24 protein-coding genes are annotated in these 25,745 nt (G+C 70.7%); 13 read left to right on the top strand and 11 right to left on the bottom strand.

The window, feature by feature from the left end:
- The gene (locus tag G361_RS0133965; RefSeq protein ID WP_019931603.1) at positions 1 to 528 is read right to left on the bottom strand and encodes a hypothetical protein; all 528 of its coding nucleotides are present in this window, start codon (positions 526 to 528) and stop codon (positions 1 to 3) included.
- Between the two features lie 46 nt (positions 529 to 574).
- On the bottom strand, positions 575 to 1,510 hold the full coding sequence (locus tag G361_RS0133970; protein ID WP_052172945.1) for a DUF4129 domain-containing protein: 936 nt from the start codon (positions 1,508 to 1,510) through the stop codon (positions 575 to 577).
- 989 nt (positions 1,511 to 2,499) lie between these two features.
- Between G361_RS0133970 and G361_RS0133980 the strand changes: the two genes are divergently transcribed.
- Positions 2,500 to 2,709: a hypothetical protein gene (locus tag G361_RS0133980; protein ID WP_019931606.1), complete on the top strand. Its 210-nt coding sequence runs from the start codon at positions 2,500 to 2,502 to the stop codon at positions 2,707 to 2,709.
- Positions 2,710 to 2,739: 30 nt separating this feature from the next.
- Here the strand turns inward: G361_RS0133980 and G361_RS0133985 are convergent, their stop codons facing one another.
- Genes G361_RS0133985 through G361_RS0134010 form a run of 6 tightly spaced genes read right to left on the bottom strand, consistent with a single transcriptional unit; the run spans position 2,740 to position 9,727 of the window.
- Positions 2,740 to 3,912 (bottom strand): lipid-transfer protein, encoded by a 1,173-nt coding sequence (locus tag G361_RS0133985; RefSeq protein ID WP_019931607.1) that lies wholly within the window; start codon positions 3,910 to 3,912, stop codon positions 2,740 to 2,742.
- Entirely contained in the window at positions 3,909 to 4,325 is a 417-nt protein-coding gene (locus G361_RS0133990) for a MaoC family dehydratase (RefSeq protein ID WP_019931608.1), read from the bottom strand. The genes G361_RS0133985 and G361_RS0133990 overlap by 4 nt, the downstream gene beginning before the upstream one ends.
- Complete coding sequence (locus tag G361_RS0133995; protein ID WP_081635767.1) at positions 4,322 to 5,254, bottom strand: bifunctional MaoC family dehydratase N-terminal/OB-fold nucleic acid binding domain-containing protein; 933 nt, start codon at positions 5,252 to 5,254, stop codon at positions 4,322 to 4,324. The genes G361_RS0133990 and G361_RS0133995 overlap by 4 nt, the downstream gene beginning before the upstream one ends.
- A 37-nt stretch (positions 5,255 to 5,291) precedes the next feature.
- A complete protein-coding gene (locus G361_RS0134000; protein WP_019931610.1) occupies positions 5,292 to 6,461 on the bottom strand; it encodes an acyl-CoA dehydrogenase family protein in 1,170 nt (389 codons plus the stop codon).
- Positions 6,452 to 7,513 (bottom strand): acyl-CoA dehydrogenase family protein, encoded by a 1,062-nt coding sequence (locus G361_RS0134005; RefSeq protein WP_019931611.1) that lies wholly within the window; start codon positions 7,511 to 7,513, stop codon positions 6,452 to 6,454. The genes G361_RS0134000 and G361_RS0134005 overlap by 10 nt, the downstream gene beginning before the upstream one ends.
- Before the next feature lie 27 nt (positions 7,514 to 7,540).
- Positions 7,541 to 9,727 carry an acyl-CoA dehydrogenase family protein gene (locus G361_RS0134010; RefSeq protein WP_369797995.1) on the bottom strand — a complete coding sequence of 729 codons (2,187 nt, stop codon included), beginning with the start codon at positions 9,725 to 9,727 and terminating at the stop codon, positions 7,541 to 7,543.
- A gap of 168 nt (positions 9,728 to 9,895) precedes the next feature.
- On the opposite strand from G361_RS0134010, the gene kstR reads away from it, so the two are divergent.
- The 5 genes from kstR to G361_RS0134035 all read left to right on the top strand — a co-directional run bounded on the left by kstR (position 9,896) and on the right by G361_RS0134035 (position 16,465).
- Positions 9,896 to 10,552 (top strand): cholesterol catabolism transcriptional regulator KstR, encoded by a 657-nt coding sequence (kstR, locus tag G361_RS0134015; RefSeq protein WP_019931613.1) that lies wholly within the window; start codon positions 9,896 to 9,898, stop codon positions 10,550 to 10,552.
- A 193-nt stretch (positions 10,553 to 10,745) separates the two neighbouring features.
- Positions 10,746 to 13,316 carry a trehalose-phosphatase gene (gene otsB, locus G361_RS0134020; protein ID WP_026343838.1) on the top strand — a complete coding sequence of 857 codons (2,571 nt, stop codon included), beginning with the start codon at positions 10,746 to 10,748 and terminating at the stop codon, positions 13,314 to 13,316.
- 190 nt (positions 13,317 to 13,506) lie between these two features.
- Positions 13,507 to 14,400 carry a metal ABC transporter solute-binding protein, Zn/Mn family gene (locus tag G361_RS0134025; RefSeq protein WP_019931615.1) on the top strand — a complete coding sequence of 298 codons (894 nt, stop codon included), beginning with the start codon at positions 13,507 to 13,509 and terminating at the stop codon, positions 14,398 to 14,400.
- Between the two features lie 374 nt (positions 14,401 to 14,774).
- Positions 14,775 to 15,590 carry a metal ABC transporter ATP-binding protein gene (locus tag G361_RS45845; RefSeq protein WP_036496348.1) on the top strand — a complete coding sequence of 272 codons (816 nt, stop codon included), beginning with the start codon at positions 14,775 to 14,777 and terminating at the stop codon, positions 15,588 to 15,590.
- Positions 15,587 to 16,465 (top strand): metal ABC transporter permease, encoded by an 879-nt coding sequence (locus G361_RS0134035; protein WP_019931617.1) that lies wholly within the window; start codon positions 15,587 to 15,589, stop codon positions 16,463 to 16,465. Before G361_RS45845 ends, G361_RS0134035 begins: the two co-directional genes overlap by 4 nt.
- A 65-nt stretch (positions 16,466 to 16,530) precedes the next feature.
- Here the strand turns inward: G361_RS0134035 and G361_RS0134040 are convergent, their stop codons facing one another.
- Entirely contained in the window at positions 16,531 to 17,427 is an 897-nt protein-coding gene (locus tag G361_RS0134040; RefSeq protein WP_019931618.1) for an A/G-specific adenine glycosylase, read from the bottom strand.
- Positions 17,428 to 17,604: 177 nt separating this feature from the next.
- Between G361_RS0134040 and G361_RS0134045 the strand changes: the two genes are divergently transcribed.
- Positions 17,605 to 18,228, top strand: coding sequence for a carbonic anhydrase (locus G361_RS0134045; protein ID WP_019931619.1), 624 nt, complete (start codon positions 17,605 to 17,607; stop codon positions 18,226 to 18,228).
- A gap of 123 nt (positions 18,229 to 18,351) precedes the next feature.
- Entirely contained in the window at positions 18,352 to 19,038 is a 687-nt protein-coding gene (locus tag G361_RS0134050; RefSeq protein ID WP_019931620.1) for a hypothetical protein, read from the top strand.
- A gap of 3 nt (positions 19,039 to 19,041) precedes the next feature.
- Here the strand turns inward: G361_RS0134050 and radA are convergent, their stop codons facing one another.
- Both radA and G361_RS0134060 read right to left on the bottom strand, forming a co-directional pair.
- On the bottom strand, positions 19,042 to 20,451 hold the full coding sequence (radA, locus tag G361_RS0134055) for a DNA repair protein RadA (protein ID WP_019931621.1): 1,410 nt from the start codon (positions 20,449 to 20,451) through the stop codon (positions 19,042 to 19,044).
- A gap of 115 nt (positions 20,452 to 20,566) precedes the next feature.
- Positions 20,567 to 21,235: a hypothetical protein gene (locus G361_RS0134060; RefSeq protein ID WP_019931622.1), complete on the bottom strand. Its 669-nt coding sequence runs from the start codon at positions 21,233 to 21,235 to the stop codon at positions 20,567 to 20,569.
- Positions 21,236 to 21,504: 269 nt separating this feature from the next.
- On the opposite strand from G361_RS0134060, the gene carD reads away from it, so the two are divergent.
- The 5 genes from carD (at position 21,505) to rlmB (ending at position 25,739) form a co-directional block, all read left to right on the top strand.
- Positions 21,505 to 21,993, top strand: a complete 489-nt coding sequence (carD, locus tag G361_RS0134065; protein ID WP_019931623.1) for an RNA polymerase-binding transcription factor CarD — start codon at positions 21,505 to 21,507, stop codon at positions 21,991 to 21,993.
- Between the two features lie 2 nt (positions 21,994 to 21,995).
- Entirely contained in the window at positions 21,996 to 22,718 is a 723-nt protein-coding gene (ispD, locus tag G361_RS0134070) for a 2-C-methyl-D-erythritol 4-phosphate cytidylyltransferase (protein ID WP_081635723.1), read from the top strand.
- A gap of 35 nt (positions 22,719 to 22,753) precedes the next feature.
- Positions 22,754 to 23,236: a 2-C-methyl-D-erythritol 2,4-cyclodiphosphate synthase gene (gene ispF / locus G361_RS0134075; protein WP_026343839.1), complete on the top strand. Its 483-nt coding sequence runs from the start codon at positions 22,754 to 22,756 to the stop codon at positions 23,234 to 23,236.
- 148 nt (positions 23,237 to 23,384) lie between these two features.
- On the top strand, positions 23,385 to 24,782 hold the full coding sequence (gene cysS / locus G361_RS0134080) for a cysteine--tRNA ligase (protein WP_019931626.1): 1,398 nt from the start codon (positions 23,385 to 23,387) through the stop codon (positions 24,780 to 24,782).
- Positions 24,783 to 25,739, top strand: coding sequence for a 23S rRNA (guanosine(2251)-2'-O)-methyltransferase RlmB (rlmB, locus tag G361_RS0134085; protein WP_019931627.1), 957 nt, complete (start codon positions 24,783 to 24,785; stop codon positions 25,737 to 25,739).
- Positions 25,740 to 25,745: the final 6 nt, after the last annotated feature.

Below are 25,745 nucleotides of genomic sequence, written 5' to 3' on the forward strand. Positions count from 1 at the left end.
TCACATCTCCTGCAGCCGGCGCAGGATCTCGTCCAGGGCCGCGCGTCCCGGCGCCCGCTCGTGCTGCTCGCGCGGCGCCGCGTTCTCCGGGTCGACCCAGGGCCACAGCTCGGGTCCGAACTGCACCTGTCCCGCGGCGGCCGTGGCGCGCCGATCCTTGGCGACCCGGTGCCCGGTGGACAGTTCGAATTCCTTGGCCAGCAACGGGCGCAGGTGCCGATCCCAATCAGCGCGGGAACCGTCGGCCCGATCGGCCAGCATCTGCGCGCGGGACCGCCAGCGCCGCAACATCTCCGCCGGGCCGTTGTCGATCTCGTAGTCCTCCGGCCCGGTGTCCGGCGCCGGACGGGCCCGCTCCACCAGCGATCGGACCAGCAGCGCGAGCGTGAGAGTCAGTGGGACGGCGGCCAGTAGCGGCGCGAGCCCTCGATGACCGCGCAGCGCAACCACTTCCACGACGGCGATCAGCACCGCCGCACCCGTGGCCACCACGGCGTACGGCACCCGCACCGGATCCGCGCTGCTCATATCGCTCCCTCCCGCACGCGGCGGACATCGGATCCGGTCGGCGCGCTCATACCGGATCCGCCCGCAGATCGCGCAGCACGATGCGCAGCAGTTGTTCCGCGCGCAGCCGTTGCCATTCCAGCATCGCGTGCGGGCTGAACCGGGCCTCCTCGAACAGGGTCACCAGCTCGCGCGCGGAGGCGTCGTGCAGCGCGCCGCGGTCGAAGGCGCGGGCCAGCACCTCGGAGGGGGTGTCGGAGATCAGCGGGGCGACGCCGCGAGCCTGGGCCAGGCCGCGTTCCATCGCGCCGTAGCAGGCGATGATCGCGGTGCGCGCGTCCTGATCGCCCGAGGCGAGGATGGCCGCCAAGCCCAGCTCGGCGACCTGGACGAGGGACACCTCGAGTTCGGCGGGGTCCGGGGGCGCCGCGCCGGCCTGCGCCTCGACCCGCTGCCGGGTGCCGGACGCGACGGCGACGAGACCGATGAGCGCCGTTCCGACCAGCACGGCCGCCGTCACCACGATCCAGATCAGGGCCCGGCCGTCGGCGCGCGGAGTGCCGGAGAACGGCAGCGGCGGCGCCGGGGGCGCCGAGGTGTCCGGTGCGGCGGCCGTCGAAGGCGTTGCGGGACGGGCCGTGTCGCCGCCGTGACCGTGCAGCACGGCGGCGGCCCAGGCCGCGGCGGCCGCCATCGCGACGAACGCGGCCAGCACCAGCAGGGCCGTCCCCGCGCGCCGCCACCGGATCGGCCGGTCGTCGCGGCGCTGCTGCACCGGCATGGCCAGGGGCAGCCGGTGCTCGCTGGTCAGCACACCGGCCAGCAGGATCACGACGGACACCAGCGACAGCACCGGCATCAACGCGAGGCCGATCAGCGACGGCGGCGAACCCACCCGCGGCCCGCCGGTTCCGGGCACGAACCCGCGCAGCGCGACCACGACGAGCGCGACCAGCGTCAGCAGCCCGGCCGCGCGCGACGCCACGAGGCGTGCTCCGCCCACGAAATCTCCCGGAATAGCGATACAGCGGTAAACAGGCACATAGTGACATGCCGGAACCATCGGCAACCGGAAAATCGAGACACGTTCCACGGGATTGTCGTTCTAATTCCCTTCGCACCAGACGACCCACACTCCGCACTGTGACGCTCCACAAAATTCCGGTTCGCCACGCTGTCCACCCGGCCCGGGACCGGCGCGTTCGCCCCCGATCCGGCACCCGGCGCGGTCCGGCTCCCCCCGAAATTGAAAACGCACCGTCCGCATTTCCGTCCGTGCCGCCGAATTGATCCCGCCGCGTCATTCGACCGTCCGCGTGTTTCACAGAGATCCTGATTTCCACGGCCGCCGGGCGGGTCGCCGGGATATCGGGCCCGCCGCGCGGCCGGATCCACCCGGAATCGATGACGGCGAGGGATAGCGCGCTCTTCCGCACCCGCGACGGCCGATGCCCGGTAACCCGGAAACGACGGTGTCACAACGTATTCGGATGCCGCCTCATGCTCGGGTTCCCCGACCGGCCGGGTCGGCGGCGGATCGCGACGGCGACCCGCCGGCCCGGATCGCACGGCCGAGGGCCCGGGTCGCACGGCCGGCCGGCGAACCGATGCTCGGCGGCACCGACCGGGACCCGCACTCGGCAGCACCGGCCGTCGGGTCGAATTCGGCCCCGGCGAATTCGACGCGAACCTCGCCACGCCGGTCGCGGGAGCCGATCGAACGGGTGTGACGGGGCACTCGCGGCGGGCGGCTCGCGGCCCCGGAATGCCTCGCGCAGGGCGTTCGCCGGATTGCGAACGCCGGGCGAAAGCTCTTGCCGGACGGACGGTTTGCGGCCGGGCCGCCGGGGTAGCCGGACCGGGCGGGTGGGCGTCTACACCCGCCCCCGGCTCCCGCGCGAAGGCGGGCGTGGCGAACGGTACCGTATCGAACAGCTCACAACCGCGGTGGGTACTCAACTGCGGCACAGGTGAATCCGGCATACTGGCGGCATGACTGTCACCATCAAGGTTCCCGAGACCACCCGTGACAGGCTGCACCGGCTGGCTGCAGCCCATGGGCTGACCCTCTCTCAGCAGATCGAGCTGCTGCTGACCGGGCCTGCCGCGCAAGGGAAACCGGCCGTCGCGGGCCTGTCCGCCACCCGGCCGCTGAGCGCCGAGGACATCGACGCCGAGCTGGCCCGCCGACTCGGCCGGTAGCGCACGAGGGTTCGGGCCGGTCGCCGCGGGTTATCCCGCGGACAACACCAGCCCGGACGTCGGCACGCCCGTGCCCGCCGTGACGACGATGTTGCGCAGGCCCTCGACCTGATTGACGGAGTCGCCGCGGATCTGGCGCACCCCCTCGGCGATACCGTTCATGCCGTGGATGTACGCCTCGCCGAGCTGGCCGCCGTGCGTGTTCAGCGGTAGCCGGCCGCCGAGTTCGATGGCCCCGTCGGCGATGAAATCCTTGGCGTCGCCGCGGCCGCAGAATCCCAATTCCTCCAGCTGCATCAGCACGAACGGCGTGAAGTGGTCGTAGAGGATCGCGGCCTGCATATCCTCCGGCCGTAGCCCGCTCTGTGCCCACAACTGGTCGCCGACCACGTTCATCTCCGGCAGGCCGGTCATGGCGTCGCGGTAATAACTCGTCATCACGTACTGATCGGCGCCGGAACCCTGTGCGGCCGCGGCGATCACGGCCGGGCGGCGCGGCAGATCGCGAGCCCGCTCCGCGCTGGTGATCACGAGCGCGACCCCGCCGTCGGTCTCCTGGCAGCAGTCCAGCAGGTGCAGCGGTTCGGCGATCCAGCGGGAATTCTGGTGCTGCTCCAGCGTGATCGGCTTGCCGTAGAAGTGCGCGGCCGGATTCACCGCCGCGTGTTTGCGATCGGCGACCGCGACCCGGCCGAAATCCGCACTGGTGGCGCCGTACACGTGCATATAGCGCCGGGCGACCATCGCCACCTGGGCGGCCGGGGTGCCGAGGCCCTGGGGATAGGCCCAGGCGGCATCCACCCCCGAGGAGGTCGGCGCGGTGGCCAGATGGGTGGCGAACTGGCCGAACCGGTGCCCGGATCGCTCGTTGAAGGCGCGGTACGCGACCACCACGTCGGCGACCCCGGTCGCCACCGCCATCGCCGCCTGCTGCACGGTCGCGCAGGCCGCGCCGCCGCCGTAGGGGATGTTGCTGAAGAAGGTGAGCTGCGGGATGCCGATCGCGCGGGCGACGGCCACCTGCAGATTGTTGTCCATGGTGAAGGTGGTGAGGCCGTCCACGTCGGCGGGGGTCAGCCCGGCGTCGGCGAGGGCGGCGGTGACCGCCTCGGCGGCCAGCCGCAGTTCGCTGCGGCCGGAATCCTTCGAGAAATCGGTGGCGCCGATGCCGACGACGGCGGCCTGCCCGCTCAACCCGCTCATATCTCCTCCGGCAACGCGATCACGGCCTGCGCCTGGATGTGGTCACCGAGGCTGTCGCGGCCGACGACCTCGAGGTGGATCAGCTCACCCTCGACGGCGGTGACCGTGCCGGTCAGGGTGAGCGTGTCGCCGGCGTACAGCGGCACGCCGAGGCGCAGCGCGAGCGATCGGACGATGGCCCGGGGACCGGCCCAGTCGGTGACGTACCGCTGCACCAGCCCGGTGTCGGCGAGGATGTTCACGAAGATGTCCTTCGACCCGCGCGCCACGGCCTTGTCCCGGTCGTGGTGCACGTCCTGGAAGTCCCGGGTCGCCAGCGCCGTGCTGATCACGAAGGTGGCGTCGACGGGGATGACGAGTTCGGGCAGGACGGTGCCGACCGGCACCGTACCCGGCCGCAGCGAGGCGGTCATGGGCTCACCTTCCAGTAGGGCAGGGTGATGTCGTCGTCGAGCGCCTCGTAGGCCACCTCGACCGGCATGCCGACCCGGACCGAATCCGGTTCGACGCCACGCAGTTCGCCCAGCATCCGCACCCCTTCGGCCAGTTCGACCAGGGCCACCACGTAGGGCAGCGCGCGGCCGGGCACCTTCGGCGCGTGGTGCACCACATAGCTGAAGACGGCGCCGCGGCCGGAGGCGACCTGGTACTCCGGCGTCTCGGCGGGGTCCTGCCACAGCGCGGGCACCGGCGGGTGCCGCAGGCTGCCGTCGGGCAGCTGCTGGATCCGCAGCTCGCCGAGTTTCGTTCCGGCCCAGAAGAATTCGGTGTCGCGAGAAATCGCGGGGCGGGCCCGCTTGCTCGGATCGTCCTGCGCCGGGACCGGTTTCGCGGTGCCGGGGGCGAATTTCAGGATACGGAACAGCATTTCGGTGACCAGTTCGTCGCCGACGTACCAGCCGGTGCGCACGGTCGCGAACCAGCCCTCACCGAGCCCGGTCCGCTTCGGGCCGAACAGGTCGTCGAGCCGGCTGCGGACCGTGACCTGTTCGCCCACTTGCAGATACCGATGATAGGTCTGCTCACAGTTGGTGGCCACCACCGAGGTGTACCCGGCGGCGTCGAGCAGTTCGGTGATGCGGCCGAGCGGATCGTCGGCGGGGCGCACGCCGTGCAGACCGAACATGGTCCACACCTGGGCCATGGCGGGCGGCGCGACGATACCCGGATGTCCGGCGTCGCGAGCGGCCCGCTCGTCCACGTAGATCGGGTTGCCGTCGCCGATCGCCTCGACCCAGTTGTTGATCATCGGCTGGTTGACCGGGTCGCGGGCGGCGCGCGGCGCGCACTCCCCCGCCTCCTTGATCCGCTCGCCGGCCGCGGCGATCTCGGCGGCCGTCATCGTGTCCGGCACGGGCAACTCCTGTCTCGATACGCGGTCATCTCGGCACCCGTGGCAGTTTCAGGCCCGCGGTGGCGATCAGCTCGCGCATGATCTCGTTGACGCCGCCACCGAAGGTCACCACGAGGTTCTGTTTGGTGCGGCGGTCCAGCCAGACCAGCAGTTCGGCGGTGTCGGGATCGGCCGGGTCGCCGTAGCGGCCGACGATCTCCTCGGCCAACCGGCCCGCCTCCTGGAGGTGCTCGGTGGAGAACACCTTGGTCGCCGAGGCGTCGGCGATCACCTGCGCCGGATCCGTCTCGCCGTGCACGGCATTCCCGGCCACCTGCCAGTTCAGCAGTTCGTTCAACCGGGCCATGGCGTGCAGCCGGCCCAGCAGCCGCCGCACATCGTGCTCGGCGAGCAGATCGTGCGCCCGCACCCAGGTGTGCACCCGCTCGTAGAGCTGTTCGATCTTGCCGGACGGGCCCAGGCCGATGCGCTCGTGATTGAGCTGGGTGGTGATCAGCTTCCAGCCCCGGTCCACCTCGCCGACGAGCATGTCCGCGGGAACCCGGACGTCGTCGTAGTAGGTGGCGTTGGTGTGATGGGCCCCGTCGCAGGTGATGATCGGCGTCCAGGAATAGCCGGGATCGGTGGTGTCCACGATCAGGATCGTGATGCCGCGGTGCCGCGACTCCACCGAGCCGGTGCGGCAGGCCAGCCAGACGAAATCGGCCTCGTGCCCGCCGGTGGTGAAGATCTTCTGGCCGTTGACGATCCAGTCGCCGTTACCGTCGCGCACGGCACCGGTCCGCAGGGCCGCCAGATCGGTGCCCGCCTCGGGCTCGGAATAGCCGATGGCGAAATGGATCTCGCCGGCCAGGATCCCGGGCAGGAAGCGGCGCTTCTGTTCCTCGGTACCGAACTGCTGCAGGGTGGGGCCGACCGTCAGCAGCGTCACCAGCGGCAGCGGCACATCCGCGCGCACCGCCTCGTTGTAGAAGATCTGCTGTTCGACGGGACCGAAACCCTGGCCGCCGAACTCCTTCGGCCAGCCGACGCCGAGCCGGCCGTCGCGGCCCATCCGGCGCACCACGGCGCGGTAGGCGTCGCCGTGCCGGTTCGCCGACATCTCGGCCGCCTCCTCGGCGGTCACCAGAGTGGTGAAGTACGAACGCAATTCGTCGCGCAACGCGCGCTGTTCGGTGGTCAGATCTATGAACATCTCGCCCCCAGCCGGTCCAGTCGCAACGATTCCCCGCCGAGCCAGCGGGTGATGTCCTTGGCCTGTGAGTAGTAGCGGTGCAGCGGATGGGTCATGTCGACCCCGATGCCGCCGTGCAGGTGATGGCACATCTGCATGGCCGCCGGCAGTTCCGCGGCGATGCAGTAGGCGAGCACGTCGAGATCGTCGTCGACGCGATCCGGATCGCCCTCGCCGCCGCGCAGTTGCGCCAGCGCCCAGTTCGCGGCCAGCGCGGCCGCGTGCAGGGTGCGCGAGGTGACGTAGATATCGCCGATCTCCTGTGCCACCGCCTGGAATTCGGCCAGCGGGCGGCCGAATTGGTGCCGGGTGCGCACGTGCTCGGTGGTGAGTTTCAGTGCGCCGGTGAGCAGTCCGTCGGCCACCGCGCCGAGACAGGCCAGCGCGCTGCGGTGCAGATCCGTCAGCGCGCTGCCGGACAGCAGATGTCCGGCCGGGATCGCCACCTCGTGCAGCCGGATCGAATATTCCGCCGCGCCGGTCGATGTGGGGCTCTCGCGGCGGTCCAGGCCCGCGGCGTCGGCGTCCACGACCGCCACTCCGGCATCGGTGGGCACCAGGATCCAGCCCGCCTGTTCGGCGTAGGGCACGCCGACCTTGTGGCCGGAGATCAGTACCTCGCCGCCGCGCGGTGTCGCGGTCGTGGCCGGGCTCGTCACGAAGGGCGAACCCGGTTCGTGCAGCGCCGCGGTCAGCACGGCGCCGCCGGCGACGGCGGGAAAAACCTTGTCCGCCAGATCGTCCGGAAGGTGACCGAGCAGCGGCAGCACCCCGAAGCCGAAGGTGGACAGGGCGGGAACGGCGACCGCGTCGGTGGCCAGTTCGGTCAGCAGCGCGGAGATCTCGGGCAGTCCCATCCCGTCGCCGCCGTACCGTTCGGGCAGGGCGACGGCGAGCAGTCCGCTGTCGACCAGCTCGGGCCACAACGAGATGTCGCGTTCGTGGTTGCGTTCCAGCAAACTCACGACGACCTCGGCGACCGCGTCTTGGCGGTAGTCGGTGGTGAAGTCCATGCGGTGCTCCAGGTTCAGATGCGGACTCTAGTGATGCGACTCGCGCGGCAGCCCGAGGATCCGTTCGGCGGCCACGGTCAGCAGGATCTGCTCGGTGCCGCCGGCGATCGACAGACACCGGGTGAGCAGGAATTCCTGCACCGCTTCGGATTCGAGAGCGCCTGCCGCACCCGCGAGTTCGACGGCGAATTCCGCGACCGCCTGCCGGTGCCGCACGCCGACCAGCTTGCGCACGCTGCTCTGCGGGCCGGGGTCGCCGCCGGCCAGCATCCGCTGCGCGGCACGGATTTCCAGCAGCAGACCGGCGATCGCGTCGGCGATCAGGCCGCCGAGCCGATCCGCGATCAGCTCCGAACCCGGACCGGTGCGCGGCGCAGTAGCGATCAGTGACTCGAGTGCGTCACCGATACCGTTGCCGCCCATCGCCACTCGTTCGGACGACAAGGTCGAACGAGCGATCTTCCAGCCGGCGCCGAGCTCGCCCACGAGACAGTCGTCGGGCACGAAGACGTCGTCGAGGAAGACCTCGTTGAACCGCGCCTCGCCGGTGATGGTCACCAGCGGCCGCACGTCGAGGCCCGGACTGCTCATATCCACCAGGAAATAGCTGATGCCCCGGTGCTTCTCGCGCTGTGAGGCCGCGCTGCCCGGATCGGTACGGGCCAGGCAGATGCCCCAGTTGGCGATGTTCGCCAGCGAGGTCCACACCTTCTGGCCCTGCAGCCGCCAGCCGCCGTCCACCCGGGTCGCGGAGGTGCGCAGCGCCGCCAGATCCGAACCGGCGCCCGGCTCGCTGAACAGCTGGCACCAGAACACATCTCCGCGCAGGGTCGGCTCGACGAATCGCTCGATCTGCCCCGGCGTGCCGTGTTGCAGCAGCGTGGGCACCGCCCAGTTACCGATGGTCAGATCCGGCACCTCGATACCGGCCTCGCGCACCCGCTCGTCGATCAGCGCGCGCAGTAGCGGGCCCGCGCCCCGGCCGTACGGCGGTGGCCAGTGCGGGGACAACAGACCGCTGTCCACCAAGGCATTCCGCCGCTCGTCCGCCGGCAGGGAGGTGATCCGGGCCACCTCGGCGGTCAGATCGGCGGCCGCGACCGGATCCAATCCGACTGCGGCCCAGTCGTTCGCACCGGCCGCGCCGCCGAGGTCGAGTCCGATCGTGCGCCGCCGGCCGGCGCGGGCCAGTTCGGCGACCCGCAGCCGATGCGCCGCCGAGCCGCCGAGCAGTTGCCGCAGCGCGGTCGCCCGGCGCAGGTAGAAGTGCGCGTCGTGCTCCCAGGTGAACCCGATGCCACCGAGCACCTGGATGGCGTCCTTGGCGGTCTCCACCGTGGCGTCCAGCGCGATACCCAGCGCGATGGCGGCCGCGAGGGGCAGTTCCCGGCCGCCCTGGTCCACCGCGTTCGCGGCGTCGGCGGCGACCGCGCGGATCAGCTCGGTCCGGCACAGCATCCAGGCGCAGAGGTGCTTCACCGCTTGGAATTCGCCGATCCGGCGGCCGAACTGCTCACGCACCTTGGCGTATTCGACGGCCGTGCCGAGGCACCAGCCGGCGATCCCGGCCAATTCGGCGGCCACCAGGGTGGCCACCAGATCCGGTACCGCACAGTCGGGTTCGAAGAACCGCTCGGCCGGCACCGTGACCCGCTCGCAGCGCACCCGGGCCAGCGGCAGGCTCGGATCCGCGGCGGGCAGCGGCTCGACAGCGACACCGGCGGTGTCCGGCGGGATCAGCGCCCACTGCTGCCGGTCGCCGCGCGTCACGGGCAGCAGCACGGCCGTGCCCGCCGCCGCGCCGAGCACGGTGTCCCAGGAGCCGGTGAGTTCGCCGGCCGCCACCGGATCCCCCGGCAGCGCAACCGGTTCGCCGAGGGCCACGCCGCAGGGGATGTCCTCGTCCAGGGCCGCGCCGGCGACCAGTCCGGCCAGCGCGGTGGACAGCACCGGACCGCCGACCAGATCGTGGGCGGACTGCTCCAGCAGGACGGCCAGATCGCCGACGGAACCCCCTGCGCCACCGGCGGCCTCGGGCACCGCGACCCGGAAGACGCCGAGCCCGACCAGTCCCGGCCAGAAGGATCGCCAATAGTCGCCGTCGCCGTCGCGCCGGCCTCGCATGGTTGCAATCGGCCGCACCGAAGCGGCCCACCCGCGCATCGACTCTTGAACGGCTTTATGCTCGTCAGTGGTGGCGATGGTCACATCCATCCCGCCTTTCCGGCGTGACTCCCACACCTAGAACATGTTCTAATATCACCGTCGGGCGGAAGTCAAGCGCCGCCGGACGGCACACCGACAGCGCAGCCGGGGCAGCGAGGCCCGTCGACGGGCGCGCCGCGCCCACCGAACGACCTGTGCAGGAAAGGACTTTCACCGATGGCCAGTCCCTCCCGAGAGCCGGCGACCGAGACGGGTGCGCAGGGATCCCGCCCGCGCGTCACTCCGGTGACGACACTCAGCGAGGACGACCTCAGCTCGACCGCACAACGAGACCGCCGCAAGCGAATCCTGGACGCCACCCTCGCGCTGGCCTCCAAGGGCGGCTACGACGCCGTGCAGATGCGAGCGGTCGCCGAGCGAGCCGACGTGGCCGTCGGCACCCTCTACCGGTACTTCCCCTCCAAGGTGCACCTCCTGGTCTCCGCGCTGTCCAGGGAATTCGAGCAGTTCGACAGCAAACGCAAACCGCTGCCCGGGCAGAGCGCGCGGGAGCGGATGCACACGCTGCTCACCCAGGTCACCCGGGCCATGCAGCGCGACCCGCTGCTCACCGAGGCCATGACGCGCGCATTCATGTTCGCCGACGCCTCCGCCGCGGCGGAGGTCGATCGGGTCGGGCGGGTGATGGACCGCTTCTTCGCCCGCGCCATGAACGACGGCGAGCCCACGGATCGCGACCTCGCGATCGCCCGCGTCATCAGCGATGTGTGGCTGTCGAACCTGGTGGCGTGGCTCACCCGGCGGGCCTCTGCGACCGATGTCACCGAACGCCTGGAACTCACCGTCGACCTGCTGCTCGGCGACAAATCCTGAGAACCGGCAAAAAGTTTGCCGATGCTCTGGCGTGGCAAGCCAGCTAACGTACGACAAGAGGCCGCACAATCGGGGTGACGCGCAGCGGGGCAAAAGTTAACGTCACGTATCACTGCGCGAACACGCGAGCAAACCCTACCCAGTAGAGTTTCTCGCGCCCTGAAAAATCTCCTCCGATCACGAGGTTGGATGCGTGAGCGCACAGGATCTGCCACAGGAACTTCGGCGTGCGTTGGCTGCTGTAGCCCGCATGCCACGGTTACTGGTCGCGTCGGACTACGACGGAACGATCGCACCGATCGTGTCCGATCCGACGAAGGCCTATCCACATCGAGAATCGGTCAGCGCCCTGCGTGCGCTCGCCGGTCTGACCGGTACCACCGCAGCCGTCATCTCCGGCAGAGCCTTACGCGATCTGGCGGCGCTCTCGCGCTTACCGGTCGAGGTACAGCTGATCGGCAGCCACGGCTCGGAGTTCGATGTCGGCTTCGTGCACGCCATCGACAACGACGCGAAACAGCTGCTGCGTGAGGTGCAGACGGCGCTGTCCCGCATCGCCGAGAGCAATCCCGGCGCGGCCGTGGAGGTCAAACCCGCCAGCGTCGCCCTGCACGTGCGCAATGCCGCGGCCGAGGTCGGGCGGCGTGCCCTCCAGCAGGCTCTCCAGGGCCCGGCCAGCTGGGTGGGCGTCCAGGTGACGGAGGGCAAGGCCGTCATCGAACTCGCGGTCGTGCAGACCGACAAGGGCGCCGCGCTGGACATCATCCGGCATCAGGAGGGCGCCTCGGCGGCGGTCTTCTTCGGCGACGACGTCACCGACGAGAAGGCCTTCTCCCGGCTGTCCGGTCCCGATGTGGGCATCAAGGTCGGCGACGGCGCGAGCCTGGCCAAATACCGGGTGACCAGCACCGAGGAGGTGGCCAGGGCCCTGGCGTTCCTGCTCGAGGAGCGCCGCACCTGGCTGGCCGGCTCCTCCGCGCCCCGGATCGAGCGGCTGACCATGCTGGCCGCGCCACGCTCCAAGGCCTTGGTCACCCCCGACGGCACGGTGACCTGGTTGTGCCATCCCGAGCCGGATTCCGCGGCCGTGTTCGCACACCTACTCGGCGGCCCGGAGGCCGGGCACTTCACCGTGGCCCCGGAACGGCCGGGCCTGCCGCTGTCGCAGCGCTACGTCGACGGCACCATGACCGTCGAAACCCGCTGGGCCAGCCTGCAAGTCATCGACTATCTGCCGCACGACGTGCCGGCCGAGCGCACCGACCTCACCCGGGTCATCGCCGGCGACGCCAAGGCGGTGGTGACCTTCGCGCCGCGGCCGGAATTCGGCCAGGTGCCGGTCATGCTGGAGCGCGAACCGGCCGGGCTGCGGGTGCACGGCACCAACGACCCGATCGTGCTGCGCTCCCCCGGCGTGCAGTGGGAGATCCTCGAGGAGGGCATCCACCAGACCGCGCGCGCGATCGTGGATCCGTCCCGCGGGCCCGTGGTGCTCGAAATGCGCTGCGGTACCTCCGATCTGGCGCCGACCATGGTCGCCGAGGCGGAGCGCCGCCGACTCGCCGAGCGCTACTGGCGTGAATGGGCCGATCGGCTGGAGCTGCCGCCGCTGAAGCCGGACCTGATGAAGCGGTCCGCGCTGACGCTGCGCGGCCTGGTGCACGCGCCCTCGGGCTCGATCATGGCCGCGGCCACCACCTCGCTGCCCGAGGACATCGGCGGCGTGCGCAACTGGGACTACCGCTACTGCTGGCTGCGCGACGCCGCGCTCACCGCGCACGCGCTGGTGACCCTCGGTTCGCTGTCCGAGGCCGAGGAGTACCTGGACTGGGTGCACCGCGTGCTGGAGACGCTGGCCGGTCCGGAGCGGCTGCACCCGCTGTACACGCTGTACGGCGAGACGCTGCCGCCCGAGGCCGTACTGGACCAGCTGCCCGGCTACGCCGGATCGCGGCCGGTCCGCGTCGGCAACGCCGCCAACATGCAGGTCCAGCTCGACGTGTTCGGCCCGATCGTCGACCTGATCGCGGCGCTGGCCGAGGCCCGGGAGAAGCACGGCGCCACCGAACCCGATTCGGCGCTGTCCGACCGGGACTGGGAGTTGGTGCGCGCCATGGTGTCCGCGGTACAGCGGCGCTGGAGCGAACCCGATCACGGCATCTGGGAGATCCGCGGCGCCCCGCGTCATCACGTGTACTCCAAGGTCATGGGCTGGCTGACCGTGGACCGCGCCCTGAAGCTGGCGGACAAGTTCGGCCGGTCCGCCGACCCGGCCTGGGCGCCGCTGCGCGATGTCATCTCCGAGGAGGTGAAGGCGAAGGGCTGGAACGATCAGGTGCAGTCCTACACCGCCGCCTACGACGGACCCGACCTCGACGCGGCCACCCTGCACATCGGGCTGAGCGGGCTGATCGACCCGTCCGACCCGCGGTTCGCCGCCACGGTGGTCGCCACCGAGGCGGAGCTGCGCAGCGGGTCGACCGTGTACCGGTACCACCACGACGACGGGCTGCCCGGCGGCGAGGGCGGTTTCCACCTGTGCGCGGCCTGGCTGGTGGAGGCCTACCTGCTGATCGGCAAACGATCGGACGCGGAGGCGCTGTTCGCCCAGCTCGTGGACGTGGCGGGCCCCACCGGCCTGCTCAGCGAGGAGTACGACCCGATCGCCGAGCGATCACTGGGCAACCATCCCCAGGCGTACAGCCACCTCGGTTTGCTGCGCTGCGCGCAGTTGCTGAGCCAGCCGGTACCGGCCCTGGCCTGATCGGTTCCCGCACTCGGGCCCGCGCCCGGCGTTCGCCGCCGGCCGCGGGCCCGCGTCGTTTCCACGGCGCCACCTGCTGAGTCGTAACACACAACCTGAATGGGACAGTCCGTACCGCCGGACCTGGACACGTGCGCTACATTCAAATGGAAATCGTTTCCGTTTTCTGTAATGCCAGGAGTACCGCCGCGTGACCAGCAGATTCGTCCGCAGACTCGCCGTCGTCGCCCTCGGGACGGCTACCCTCGCGGCGACCCTCACCGCATGCGGCGGTTCGAGCTCCGGCACCGGCGGGCTCACCGTCGTCGCCTCCACCGACGTGTGGGGCAGCATCGCCGGGGCGATCGCGGGGCCCGACGTGCGCGTCGTCTCGCTCATCGACGATCCGAGCCAGGACCCGCACGAATACCAGACCACCCCGCAGGACGCCGCCCGGATCCGGGATGCGGCGCTGGTCGTGGTGAACGGCGGTCATTACGACGAGTTCGCCGAGAAGGCCGCCGCCGGACGCAGCAAACCCACCGTCGACGCCTTCGATCTGCGCGCGGACCGCGCGAAGCAGGACGACAACGAGCACATCTGGTACGACCTGCCGACCGTCGACGCGGTCGCCGCCCGGATCGCCGCCGAACTCGGCAAGATCGATCCGGAACACGCCCGGGCGTACACCGATCGAGCCGCCGCCTTCCACGATTCGCTCCAGGGCATCGCGGCCGTGACCGCGCAGATCGCCGCCGCGCATCCCAAGGCCCCGGTGCTGCAGACCGAGCCGATCGGCCATTACCTGCTGCTGGCCGCCGACGCCGACGATCGCACCCCGCACGCCTTCGCCGAGGCCGTCGAGCAGGGCACCGATCCGGCGCCCGCCGATCTGGCCGCCGTCCGGGAACTGCTGCGCGGCAAACAGGTTCGCGCCCTGCTCTACAACGTCCAGACCGAGGACAAGACCACGAAGGAGGTCGCCGCCACCGCGAAGAGCGCGGGCATTCCGGTGATCGAGGTCGCCGAAACGCTGCCGCAGGGGCTGGACTACCTGCAATGGCAGACCCGCAACGCCCAGGCCCTGGCCACCGCGCTCGGCTGACCGCCGAGCAGAACCGATCGGATCGAGCGATGCCCCAGACCACCCGCACCGACAGCCGCACACACGTATCGCCCCTCGACGACGACGCGCCGGAACTGCCCGGCGACCGCCCGGCCGACGACGGCGGGATCGGTACGGGCGGTACCCCGTCCGGCGCATCCGTTCCGGCGGCCGCCGATCCGGCCGCGGCCGAGCTCGGACCGGATGCTCCCGGAACAACTTCGTTGCCGTCCGGCACGGTCTCGAACCTCTCGGTCGAATGTCCGCTGGGTTGCGAGCATCCGGTGGCGGACCCGGCCGCGCGTATTCCGTCGGTCCAGCGGAAGTTCGTCCCGGACAGCGACTCCGGCGATTCGGTCGCCGAGGCGGCGGGCATTGCGGCGGCGGAACCTGCCGCGGCGCCGGCGATCCGGCTACGCGGGGCGCGGCTGGCGTACGGCGAGCGGACGGTGTGGCAGGGGCTCGATCTCGATGTCGCGGCCGGGGAGTTCATCGCGGTGCTGGGGCCCAACGGTTCCGGCAAGACGTCGTTGCTGCGCATGTTGCTGGGGCAGGTCGCGCCGAGTGCGGGTGCGGTCGAGATCGCGGGAGTGCCCGCGCGACTGGGCAATTCGCATATCGGCTATGTGCCGCAACAGAAGTCGTTCGAGTCCGGGGTGCAGCTGCGCGGGGTGGATCTGGTCGGGCTCGGGGTGGACGGGCACCGGTGGGGGTTCGGGCTGCGCGATCGCAAGCGGCGGCGGCGCCTGGTCGCGGCGGCCGTCGCGCAGGTCGGGGCCGCGCACTACGCGGACTCGCCGCTGGATGCCATGTCCGGCGGCGAACAGCAGCGGCTGCGGGTGGCCCAGGCGCTGGTCGGCGATCCGCGGGTGCTGTTGTGCGACGAACCGCTGCTGAGCCTCGATCTGGCCAATCAGCGGCTGGTCGCGCAGCTCATCGATCACCGGCGCCGGTCCCACGGCACGGCGGTGCTGTTCGTCACCCATGAGATCAATCCGATTCTGCCGCTGGTGGATCGGGTGCTGTATCTGGTGGACGGCCGGTTCCGGATCGGCGCCCCCGACGAGGTGATGACCTCGGAGGTGCTCTCGGAGCTCTACGGCACCGAGGTGGACGTGCTGCGGGTGCGCGACCGGCTGGTCGTCGTCGGCACCGGCGATGCCACCGACGCGCTCGGGGGGCATCCGTGAGCGCCAAACTGGCCGAGGTCGTCACCGAGATGTTCGACTTCCGCACCACCGCCGACCTGCTGTCCTACGACTTCGTCCAGCAGGCGGTGCTGGCGGCGGCGCTGCTGGGGTTGCTGGCGGGGATGATCGGCCCGCTGATCGTCAGCCGGCAGATGTCGTTCGCGGTGCACGGCACCAGCGAACTGTCGCTGACCGGTGCGGCCGCGGCGCTGCTGGCCGGGGTCGGCGTGGGGGTGGGGGCCATCGCCGGCTCGGTGGTGGCCGCGGTGTTGTTCGGCCTGCTGGGCACCCGGGTGCGCGAACGGGATTCGGTGATCGCGGTCGTGCTCTCGTTCGGGCTCGGTCTGTCGGTGCTGTTCCTGTGGCTCGGTCCGAGCCGGGCCGGTTCGAAGTTCTCGCTGCTGACCGGTCAGGTGGTGAGCGTCGGCAACGGCGGCCTCGGGCTGCTGGCCGCGTGCACCGCAGGCGTGCTGCTGGTGCTGGCCGTCGTCTATCGACCGTTGCTGTTCGCCAGCACCGATCCGGAGGTGGCGATCGCGCGCGGGGTTCCGGTGCGGGCGCTGTCGGTGGTGTTCGCGGTGCTGCTCGGCGTCACCGCGGCGTTCGGGGTGCAGATCGTCGGCGCGCTGCTGGTCCTCTCGCTGCTGATCACTCCGGCGGCGGCCGCCGCCCGGATCACCGCGAGTCCGGCCCGCGCCACCCTGCTGGCCGTCGTGTTCGCGGAGATCTCCGCGGTCGGCGGCATCCTGCTCTCGCTGGCCCCCGGCGTCCCGGTATCCACATTCATCACGGCGATCTCGTTCGCGATCTACCTGATCTGCCGGGTATTCGGCGGCCGCACCCGAAATCGCCGCCGCACCCTCGTTCCCGCCTGAGGTGATTCCCGCACCCTCTCGCAATCGGGCCGCGCGGTGATCCGTACCGGTCGGGTGGCCCGGACCTACCCCTCCCCGGCCAGGGCGAACAGTCCGTCGGGGGTCTGCTCGATCAGGCCGTCGACCAGCAGCGAGTCCAGGGCGCGGGCACGCTGGCCGGGATCGTGGATCCAGGCGAGGTCGAGGGCGACGCGCTCGACCGGGCCGGAGGCCGCGCGCAGCACATCCAGCAGGCGGCCGCGGGCCTGCCGGTCGGTGCCCTCGTATTTCTGGACGCGGCGGACCACGTCGGAGACCGGGCGACCGGCGGTGACCCAGGCGCAGCTCGGCAGCGGGCAGCCGGCACAGGACGGGGTGCGGGCGGTGCAGACGGTCGCGCCGAGTTCCATCAGGGCCGCCGAGAAGGTGGCCGCGCGGTCGATCCGGACCGGCAGCAGTGCCTCGGTCTCGGCCAGGTCCCGGCTGGACGGGTTGCCCGCCTCGGCCCGGCCGTGCACCGCGCGGGCGACCACCCGGCGAACGTTGGTGTCCACCACCGGAACTCGCTGCCCGTAGGCGAAACAGGCCACGGCCCGCGCGGTGTAGGCGCCGATCCCGGGCAGGCCCAGCAGCACGTCCACATCGTCGGGCACCTCGTCGCCGTGTTCGGTGGCGAGCACCCGTGCGCATTCGTGCAGGCGCAGCGCGCGGCGCGGATATCCCAGCTTTCCCCAGGCGCGCAGCACCTCGCCGGGCGCGGCGGCGGCCATCGCCGACGGCACCGGCCAGCGCGCCACCCATTCGCGCCAGATCGGTTCCACCCGCACCACCGGGGTCTGCTGCAACATGATCTCGCTCATCAGGATCTGCCACGCCGTGACGCCGGGCCGGCGCCACGGCAGGTCACGCGCGGTCTCCCGATACCACTCGATCAAGACGTCCGAATCCAACGCGGGCCCACCATCCTGTGTCGTGCGGAACACTCGGGCCGCGTGATCCCGGCCCGGCTACCGCGCCGATTCTCCCGCATGCACCGCGGCCGACCGGCGGCGGTGCCGGGCCGAGCGCACCCCGCATCCGGGCGTGGCGTGAGCCGCTGGTTGCCGGACCGTAACTCCGGTGACTGGCCGGTAGGCCGCGACATATGGAAAATGGGACGCATGCCTCATTCGAACCCGATCAGTGCCTGGAAGGCCCTCCGCGAGGGCAACGAAAGGTTCGTGAACGGCACCCTGCAGCATCCCAGCCAAGGGGCGGCCGACCGAGCCAAGTTGGTCAGCGGACAGCAGCCCTCCGCGATCCTGTTCGGGTGCGGTGACTCCCGAGTAGCGGCCGAAATCATCTTCGACCAGGGACTCGGCGATATGTTCGTGGTCCGCACCGCCGGTCACGTGCTCGATTCCTCGGTCCTCGGCTCCATCGAGTACGGCGTGGAGGTGCTGCAGGTGCCGCTGATCGTGGTGCTCGGCCACGACAGCTGCGGCGCGGTACGGGCCACCATCGACGCGCTCGACGGCGGCGACGTGCCGGGTGGCTTCATCCGCAGCCTGGTGGAGCGCGTCACCCCCTCGATCCTGATCGGCCGCCGCGAGGGCCTGTCCGAGGTCGACGAGCTGGAGGCGCGGCACGTGGTGGAGACCAGCCGCCTGCTGATGCAGCGGTCGATGACCATCTCGCAGCGAGTCGCCACCGGTGAATGCGCCATCGCGTGCGTCACCTACAAGCTGACCGACGGCCGGGTGCAGCTGCACCGGGTGGTCGGGAACATCGGCGAAACGGTCTGATCCCGCCCGGCCGGGCGGCCGCCACACCGCCCGGCCGCCGACGCGCTGGTCGGCGCCACCGTACGGACCGACACGCCGGATACGTGAACCGGGCACGCTCGATGCTGCCCTTACCTTTGTTGCGTGCTGGAACCGAATGGACCGCTGCCGCCGGAGATCTACTGGCGTCGCCGCCTGCTCGCCATCGCCGCGCTGGTACTGGCCCTCGCGCTGGCGATCTGGCTGGCGTTCACGGTGGTGCGCGGCGGCACCACCGCCAAGAAGGCGCCCCGGGCCGCGGCCTCCGGTACGGCGACGACGGCCAAGACCGCCGCCACCACGACCGCCGCGGCCACCGAAGCGCCTTCCGGCACACCCGATCCCAGTGTGTCGAAGGCGGCCGCGGCCACCGCCAACGCGCTCGCCAGCGGTTCGCCGGCCTCCTGCGCCGACCAGTCGCTGGCGGTGAAGCTCAGCGTCGGCAGGCCCACCTACAAGCCGGGTGAGCAGCCGGTGTTCGGCATCGTGATCACCAACATCTCGACGGCCTCCTGCCAGCGCGATGTCGGATCCGGACTGCAACAGGTCTCGGTGCAGTCGCTGGACGGCCAGCGCCGGCTGTGGTCCAACACCGACTGCGATACCGGTGGCCCGGCCGACGTGCGGGCCCTGTCCGCCGGTCAGCAGGCCGCCTTCACCCTGACCTGGTCCGGCACGACCTCGCAGCCCAACTGCGCCGGGCAGCGCGTGCCGGTGCCGCCGGGCGCCTACGCCGTGGTGGCGCAGTTCGGTTCGATCCGCAGCAGCCCGGAAACCTTCAACATCGCCTGAGGCTCACTGATCGACCGCCTCCACATACGGTTCGGCGGACCGTTTCGGCAGTCCGCTGAGAGCCAGTGCGGACCGCACGCTCACCGCCTCCCGGACGGTGATGGACAGGCCCGTGCGGTCGAGCCCCGGCGGTACCAGCGCCTCGGTGAAACCGAGCCGCTCGGCCTCGGCCAGCCGGCGCCGCAACCCGGTGACCGGCCGCACCTCACCGGCCAGCCCCACCTCGCCGAGGATGACCATGCCCTCGCGCAGCGGCGCGTCCCGCACGGCACTGGTGATGGCGAGCGCGACCGCCAGATCGGCGGCCGGTTCGACCAGCCGCATCCCGCCGACGGTGGCCGCGTAGACGTCGTGCTTGCCCAGATAGACCCCGCAACGGCTCTGCAGCACGGCCAGCACCATCGACACCCGGTTGTAGTCCAGGCCGGACACCGCCCGGCGGGGAGCGGGTACCTGGGTGTGCACGGTGAGACCCTGCACCTCGCCGAGCAGCGGCCGTTTGCCGTCCATCGCCACCGTGACGGCGGTGCCGGGCACCATACCGGTGCGGTGGTGCAGGAACAGCCCCGACGGATCGGAGACGCAGACGATGCCGTCCTCGTGCAGTTCGAAGCAGCCGACCTCGTCGGCGCTGCCGAACCGGTTCTTCACGCCGCGGACCATGCGCAGCGTGGAGTGTTTGTCGCCCTCGAACTGCAACACCACGTCGACGAGGTGTTCCAGCGTGCGGGGACCGGCGACGTTGCCGTCCTTGGTGACATGGCCGACCAGCAGTACGGCGATACCGCTGGCCTTGGCCAGCGAGGTGAGCGCCGCGGTGACCGTGCGCACCTGGGTGACGCCGCCGATGACACCGTCGGCGTCGGCGGCCAGCATGGTCTGCACCGAGTCGACCACCAGCAGCGTCGGCCGCACCTGCTCGACATGCCCGAGCACGGTAGCCAGATCGGATTCGGCGGCGAGGTAGACGCGCTCGTGCACGGCCCCGGTACGGTCGGCGCGCAGCCGCACCTGACCGGCCGATTCCTCGGCCGTCACATACAGTGCGCGCTCCTCGTGCCGCCGGGCCCACTGATGGGCGACCTCGAGCAGCAGCGTCGACTTGCCCACCCCGGGTTCACCGGACAGCAGCACGACCGAACCGGCCACGATGCCACCGCCGAGGACCCGGTCGAGTTCGGGGACGCCGGTCTGACGCGCCCGGGTGTGCTGCGAGTCGATCGTGGACAGCGGGGCGGCCGCGGTGGACGGCAGCAGCGCCCGCCGGCCCGCGGGCGCACCCGCGGGGGTCGAGGGCGCCGCCGCGGCCTCCTCGATGGACCCCCACGCCCCGCAAGCCGGACATCTACCCACCCATTTGGCAACCTCGTGGCTGCACGCGGAGCACCGGAACAGCGATTTCACCTTGGCCACGGCAGGGAGCCTAGGCGGTGGATCCGACAGATTCGGCCGACACAGCCCGGTAGTAGCGGTGAGCACCGCTCAGTGGTGCCGGTGAGCACCACTCAACGGTTGCCCGAGCGCACGCTCAGTGTTGCTCGGCGGCCTGGTCGCGGTTGGAGCCGGCGTCGACCGGGACGTTCACCAGGACGGTGCCGTTGTCCTTGAAGTTGAAGGTGACCGGGTAGGTCAGGCCGGGCGTGATGTCCTTGGTGAGGCCGGTGATCTCGACCAGGACCGTACGGTTCTCGGTGTTCGCCTCGGCGGACGGCTTCGCGGCCGCGGCCGGGGCGCTCGTGGTGGCGGAGGCGCCCGCGGTGCTGCTCGCGGCGGCGCCCGCGGTCGGGGTGGCCGACGCGCTGGAGCTCGCGGCGGGGGTCGCGCCGGCGTGACCGGCCTCCGGGCCCGCGGCGACCAGCGCCTGCAGCGGCGGCAGTTCGGGGGTGGCCGGGGAGATGCGCACCGCGCCGAGGTCGGTGGTGATGCTGGTGAGCTCGTCCGGCGCCGCTCCGCTGCCGTTGACGGCGCTGAAGGCGAGAACGGCCTTGCCGCCCTTGGCGTTCGTGTACTCCTCCGAGCCGGGCAGCAGGATTCGGACATTGCGCAACGAGACCTTGCCCACGTTCGCGCTGTTGCCGTTGACGGCGGAAACCTGGGACGCGGTCTGCGAGAGCTGACCGGCGCCGCAACCCGACAACACGAGCGCCGCACCGGCGGCGAGCGCAGCAATGGCGGTGGTGGCTTTCAGGGCAGTCACGGGATGTCCTCCATGTCGACCGGTTCACTCCACGATGGAGAGTAGTAGTAGGGAGCGTAGTAGTTCTGTCCCCACTCCCCGCGCCGACCCCGGGGAGTGTTGCGCGTCACGCCTACTCGCCCGTAACCCTTTCTCGCACAACGAGATGCACACGACGCTCGTTCTGTCAACCCCCAGGGCCCTGCTGTTGTGGCCCTGACCTGCGTCGTTGATCGCGCCGTTACCGAGTCGCATGTTAAACTGTGAGCATCGAAAGGGGCACGGGACACATGATTTTTAAGGTCGGAGACACCGTCGTTTACCCCCACCACGGAGCGGCGCTGATCGAAGCTATCGAGACTCGCACCATCAAGGGTGTGCAGAAAGAGTATCTGGTCCTGAAGGTTGCACAAGGCGACCTTACTGTGCGCGTTCCCGCCGAGAACGCGGAGTACGTCGGCGTCCGCGACGTCGTCGGTCAGGAAGGTCTCGATCGGGTTTTCCAGGTGTTGCGCGCACCGCACACCGAGGAGCCCACGAACTGGTCTCGCCGCTACAAGGCCAACCTCGAGAAGCTCGCTTCCGGCGATGTCAACAAGGTGGCGGAGGTCGTTCGTGACCTCTGGCGCCGTGAGCAGGACCGCGGTCTGTCCGCCGGAGAGAAGCGGATGCTGGCCAAGGCCCGTCAGATTCTCGTCGGTGAGCTCGCCCTCGCCGAGGGAACCGACGACGTGAAGGCCGAGACCCTGCTCGACGAGGTTCTCGCCGCGGCCTCCTGATCGTGAATACGCCACACGTTCGTGTCGTGGCGTTGGTACCTGCCGCCGGTCGAGGCGTGCGTTTGGGCGAAGGGCTGCCCAAAGCGTTCGTCGAGATCGGCGGCAGTACCATGCTCGCCCTCGCAACAGACGGTTTGATCGCGTCCGGGGTCATCGACCACATCGTGATCATGGTGCCCGCCGACCTCATCGATACCACTCGTGCCCTGGTCCCGGTCGGTTCGGTGCCGATCAGCGTCGTGACCGGCGGTGCCGAGCGCACCGATTCGGTCCGCGCCGGCCTCGCCGCCGCGCCCGAGGCCACCCATGTTCTCGTGCACGACGCCGCCCGCGCCCTGACGCCGCCGGATCTGATCGCCCGGGTGGTGGCCGAGCTGCGCGCCGGTCATCCCGCGGTGGTGCCCGGCCTGCCGGTGACCGACACGATCAAGTCGATCGATCCGGCCGGTGCGGTGACCGGCACACCCGACCGCACCCTGTTGCGCGCCATCCAGACCCCGCAGGGTTTCGACGTACGGCTGCTGCGCGAGGCGCACGCACTGCTCGACACGCCCGGGGTTGATAACGACCGTCCCACGATCACCGACGATGCCGGTCTGGTCGAACTGCTCGGCGTCCCGGTCCGGGTGATCCCCGGCGATCCGCGCGCCTTCAAGATCACCACACCGCTGGACCTGCATCTGGCCCGCACCCTGTGCGCCGGCCCCGAGGCGGTGATCCGGTGACGATCGAGAACTCCCCCGCGAACACCGTCCCCGATATGCGGGTCGGGCTCGGTACCGATGTGCACCCCGTCGAGCCAGGCCGTCCCTGCTGGATGGCGGGCCTGCTGTTCGACGATGCCGACGGCTGCGCCGGGCACTCCGACGGTGACGTGGCGGCGCACGCGCTCTGCGACGCCCTGCTCTCGGCCGCCGGCCTCGGCGATGTCGGCGGCGTGTTCGGCGTGGGCCGGCCGGAATGGGCCGGTGTGTCCGGGGCGGCCATGCTGAAAGAGGTCGTGCGGCTGCTCGGCGAGTCCGGATTCACGGTCGTCAACGCGGCCGTCCAGGTCGTCGGGAATCGGCCGAAGATCGGCCCGCGCCGCGCCGAGGCGCAGCGGGTGCTCGGCGAACTGCTCGGGGCGCCGGTCTCGGTATCCGGGACCACCACCGACGGTCTCGGTCTGACGGGTCGCGGCGAGGGTGTGGCGGCGATCGCCACCGCGCTGCTGTATCGCTGTAGCCAGGCGGCGCGAGCGTAGTTCCGAAGGGGTCCGCCGCGCTGCCGATGGTGTACGCGGCCCACTTCCGGCCGCCCCCGCCGCGGCGCCGACAAGGGCGCCTTCGCGATACTTGACAAAACCCCTCCACCGGTTCTCTGGAAAAAACCTCACAGTAGGATGGCCTGTCGTGACTCTGCGCCTGTTCGACACCGAGACGCGGACCCTGCGCGATTTCGCGCCCTTGGTCCCCGGCCACGTTTCGGTGTACCTGTGTGGCGCCACCGTGCAGGGCGAACCCCACATCGGCCATGTCCGCAGCGGAGTCGCGTTCGACGTGCTCCGGCGCTGGCTCGCCGCCAACGGCTACGACGTGGCCTTCGTCCGCAACGTCACCGATATCGACGACAAGATTCTGACCAAGGCCGCCGCCAACGACCGCCCCTGGTGGGAGTGGGCCGCGACCCACGAGCGCGCCTTCGACCGCGCCTACGAGGCGCTCGGCGTGCTGCCGCCCTCGGTGGAACCCCGTGCCACCGGCCACATCACGCAGATGGTCGACCTGATGGAACGGTTGATCGAGCGCGGCCACGCGTACGCCTCCGAGGGCAACGTGTATTTCGACGTCCGCAGCTATCCGGAATACGGTTCGCTGTCCGGGCATCGGCTCGAGGATGTGCACCAAGGCGAGAGCGCGGGCACCGGCAAGCGCGACCCGCGCGACTTCACGCTCTGGAAGGCCGCCAAACCCGGCGAGCCCACTTGGCCCTCGCCCTGGGGTCCGGGCCGGCCCGGCTGGCATCTGGAATGCTCGGCGATGGCCGAGTTCTACCTCGGCGCCGAATTCGACATCCACTGCGGCGGTATGGATCTGGTGTTCCCGCACCACGAGAACGAGATCGCCCAATCGCGCGCGGCCGGGGACGGATTCGCCCGATACTGGCTGCACAACGGCTGGGTGACCCTCGGCGGCGAGAAGATGTCCAAATCGCTGGGCAACACGCTGTCCGTGCCCAATGTGCTGAAGCAGGTGCGGGCCGTCGAACTGCGGTACTACCTTGGCAGCGCGCACTTCAGCTCGATGCTGGAGTATTCGGATCAGGCGCTGCGCGATGCCGCCGCGACCTATCAGCGGCTCGAGGCCTTCGTGCAGCGGGTGGTGGAGCGCAGCGGTGCAGTGCCGGTCGGCAAGTGGACCGACGCCTTCGCCGAGGCGCTCGACGACAATCTCGGAATTCCCAAGGCGCTGGCCGAGATTCACCGGGTGGTGCACGAGGGCAACACCGCGCTGGGCTCCGGCTCCATCGACACCGCGCGGGAACTGGCCGGGCAGGTCCGGGCCATGCTGGGCATTCTCGGCGTCGACCCGCTGGATTCGCACTGGGTCGCCCCGCAGGATTCCTCGGCGGCGCTGGACGCGCTCGACGTACTGATCCGGGCGGAACTGCAACGGCGGCAGCAGGCCCGTACCGAAAAGGACTGGGCCACCGCCGATGCCGTGCGAGATCGGCTGAAGACGGCCGGCATCGAGGTCACCGACACCCCGAGCGGCCCGGAATGGGCACTCGGCAAACAGGAGGGGATCTAGATGGCAGGCAACTCCCAGCGCAAGGGCGCGATCCGCAAGACCGGCAGCAAGAAGGGCGCGGTCGTCGGTTCCGGCGGCCGGCGGCGTCGCGGCCTGGAGGGCAAGGGTGCGACCCCGCCCGCGCACATGCGGCCGAAACATCCCGCCGCGAAGCGGGCCGCGGTGGCCGCCAAACAGGCCGCGCGGCCCGGCCGGCCGGCCGGGCGCAAGCAGGAGGACGGCCCGGAACTGGTCCTCGGCCGCAATCCGGTCGTCGAATGCCTGCGGGCCGGGGTACCGGCGACCGCGCTGTACGTGGCGGTGGGCACCGAGAACGACGAGCGCCTCACCGAATCGGTGAAACTCGCGGCGGACGAGGGCATCTCGATCCTGGAGGTGCCGCGCGGCGATCTGGATCGCCTGAGCAGCAACGGTTTACACCAGGGCCTCGCGCTGCAGGTGCCGCCGTATCGCTATCAGCATCCGCAGGATCTGCTCGAATCCGCCCTGCGCTCCGGCACTCCCCCGCTGCTGGTGGCCCTGGACAACATCTCCGATCCGCGCAATCTCGGCGCGGTGATCCGCTCGGTGGCGGCCTTCGGCGGGCACGGGGTGCTGATCCCGCAGCGGCGCAGCGCCAGCGTGACCGCGGTGGCGTGGCGCACCAGCGCCGGCGCCGCGGCCCGGCTCCCGGTGGCGCGCGCGACGAATCTCACTCGGACACTGAAGGAATGGGCCGACGCCGGCTTGCAGGTGGTCGGCCTGGACGCCGGTGGCGACACCACTCTGGACGAATTCGACGGCAGCACACCGACGGTCGTGGTGGTCGGCTCCGAGGGCAAGGGACTGTCGCGGCTGGTGCGGGAGACCTGCGACCGCATTCTGAGCATTCCGATGGCCGGGCCGGTGGAATCGCTGAACGCCTCCGTCGCGGCCGGCGTGGTGCTCGCCGATATCGCCCGCCGCCGGCGCGGCTGAGCCGAC

The sequence above is a fragment of the Nocardia sp. BMG111209 genome (assembly GCF_000381925.1).
Lineage (GTDB): Bacteria > Actinomycetota > Actinomycetes > Mycobacteriales > Mycobacteriaceae > Nocardia.

What these genes read in the sequence shown, in the direction of transcription:
- kstR (WP_019931613.1), top strand. Translation starts at nt 9,896, where the DNA reads ATGGCCAGTCCCTCCCGAGAGCCGGCGACCGAGACGGGTGCGCAGGGA.
- G361_RS0134010 (WP_369797995.1), bottom strand. Translation starts at nt 9,727, where the DNA reads ATGGATGTGACCATCGCCACCACTGACGAGCATAAAGCCGTTCAAGAG.
- rlmB (WP_019931627.1), top strand. Translation starts at nt 24,783, where the DNA reads ATGGCAGGCAACTCCCAGCGCAAGGGCGCGATCCGCAAGACCGGCAGC.
- G361_RS0134000 (WP_019931610.1), bottom strand. Translation starts at nt 6,461, where the DNA reads ATGTTCATAGATCTGACCACCGAACAGCGCGCGTTGCGCGACGAATTG.
- G361_RS0133985 (WP_019931607.1), bottom strand. Translation starts at nt 3,912, where the DNA reads ATGAGCGGGTTGAGCGGGCAGGCCGCCGTCGTCGGCATCGGCGCCACC.
- G361_RS0133995 (WP_081635767.1), bottom strand. Translation starts at nt 5,254, where the DNA reads ATGACGGCCGCCGAGATCGCCGCGGCCGGCGAGCGGATCAAGGAGGCG.
- G361_RS0133965 (WP_019931603.1), bottom strand. Translation starts at nt 528, where the DNA reads ATGAGCAGCGCGGATCCGGTGCGGGTGCCGTACGCCGTGGTGGCCACG.
- ispF (WP_026343839.1), top strand. Translation starts at nt 22,754, where the DNA reads ATGCGGGTCGGGCTCGGTACCGATGTGCACCCCGTCGAGCCAGGCCGT.
- G361_RS0133980 (WP_019931606.1), top strand. Translation starts at nt 2,500, where the DNA reads ATGACTGTCACCATCAAGGTTCCCGAGACCACCCGTGACAGGCTGCAC.
- G361_RS0133990 (WP_019931608.1), bottom strand. Translation starts at nt 4,325, where the DNA reads ATGACCGCCTCGCTGCGGCCGGGTACGGTGCCGGTCGGCACCGTCCTG.
- G361_RS0134005 (WP_019931611.1), bottom strand. Translation starts at nt 7,513, where the DNA reads ATGGACTTCACCACCGACTACCGCCAAGACGCGGTCGCCGAGGTCGTC.
- G361_RS0134045 (WP_019931619.1), top strand. Translation starts at nt 17,605, where the DNA reads ATGCCTCATTCGAACCCGATCAGTGCCTGGAAGGCCCTCCGCGAGGGC.
- carD (WP_019931623.1), top strand. Translation starts at nt 21,505, where the DNA reads ATGATTTTTAAGGTCGGAGACACCGTCGTTTACCCCCACCACGGAGCG.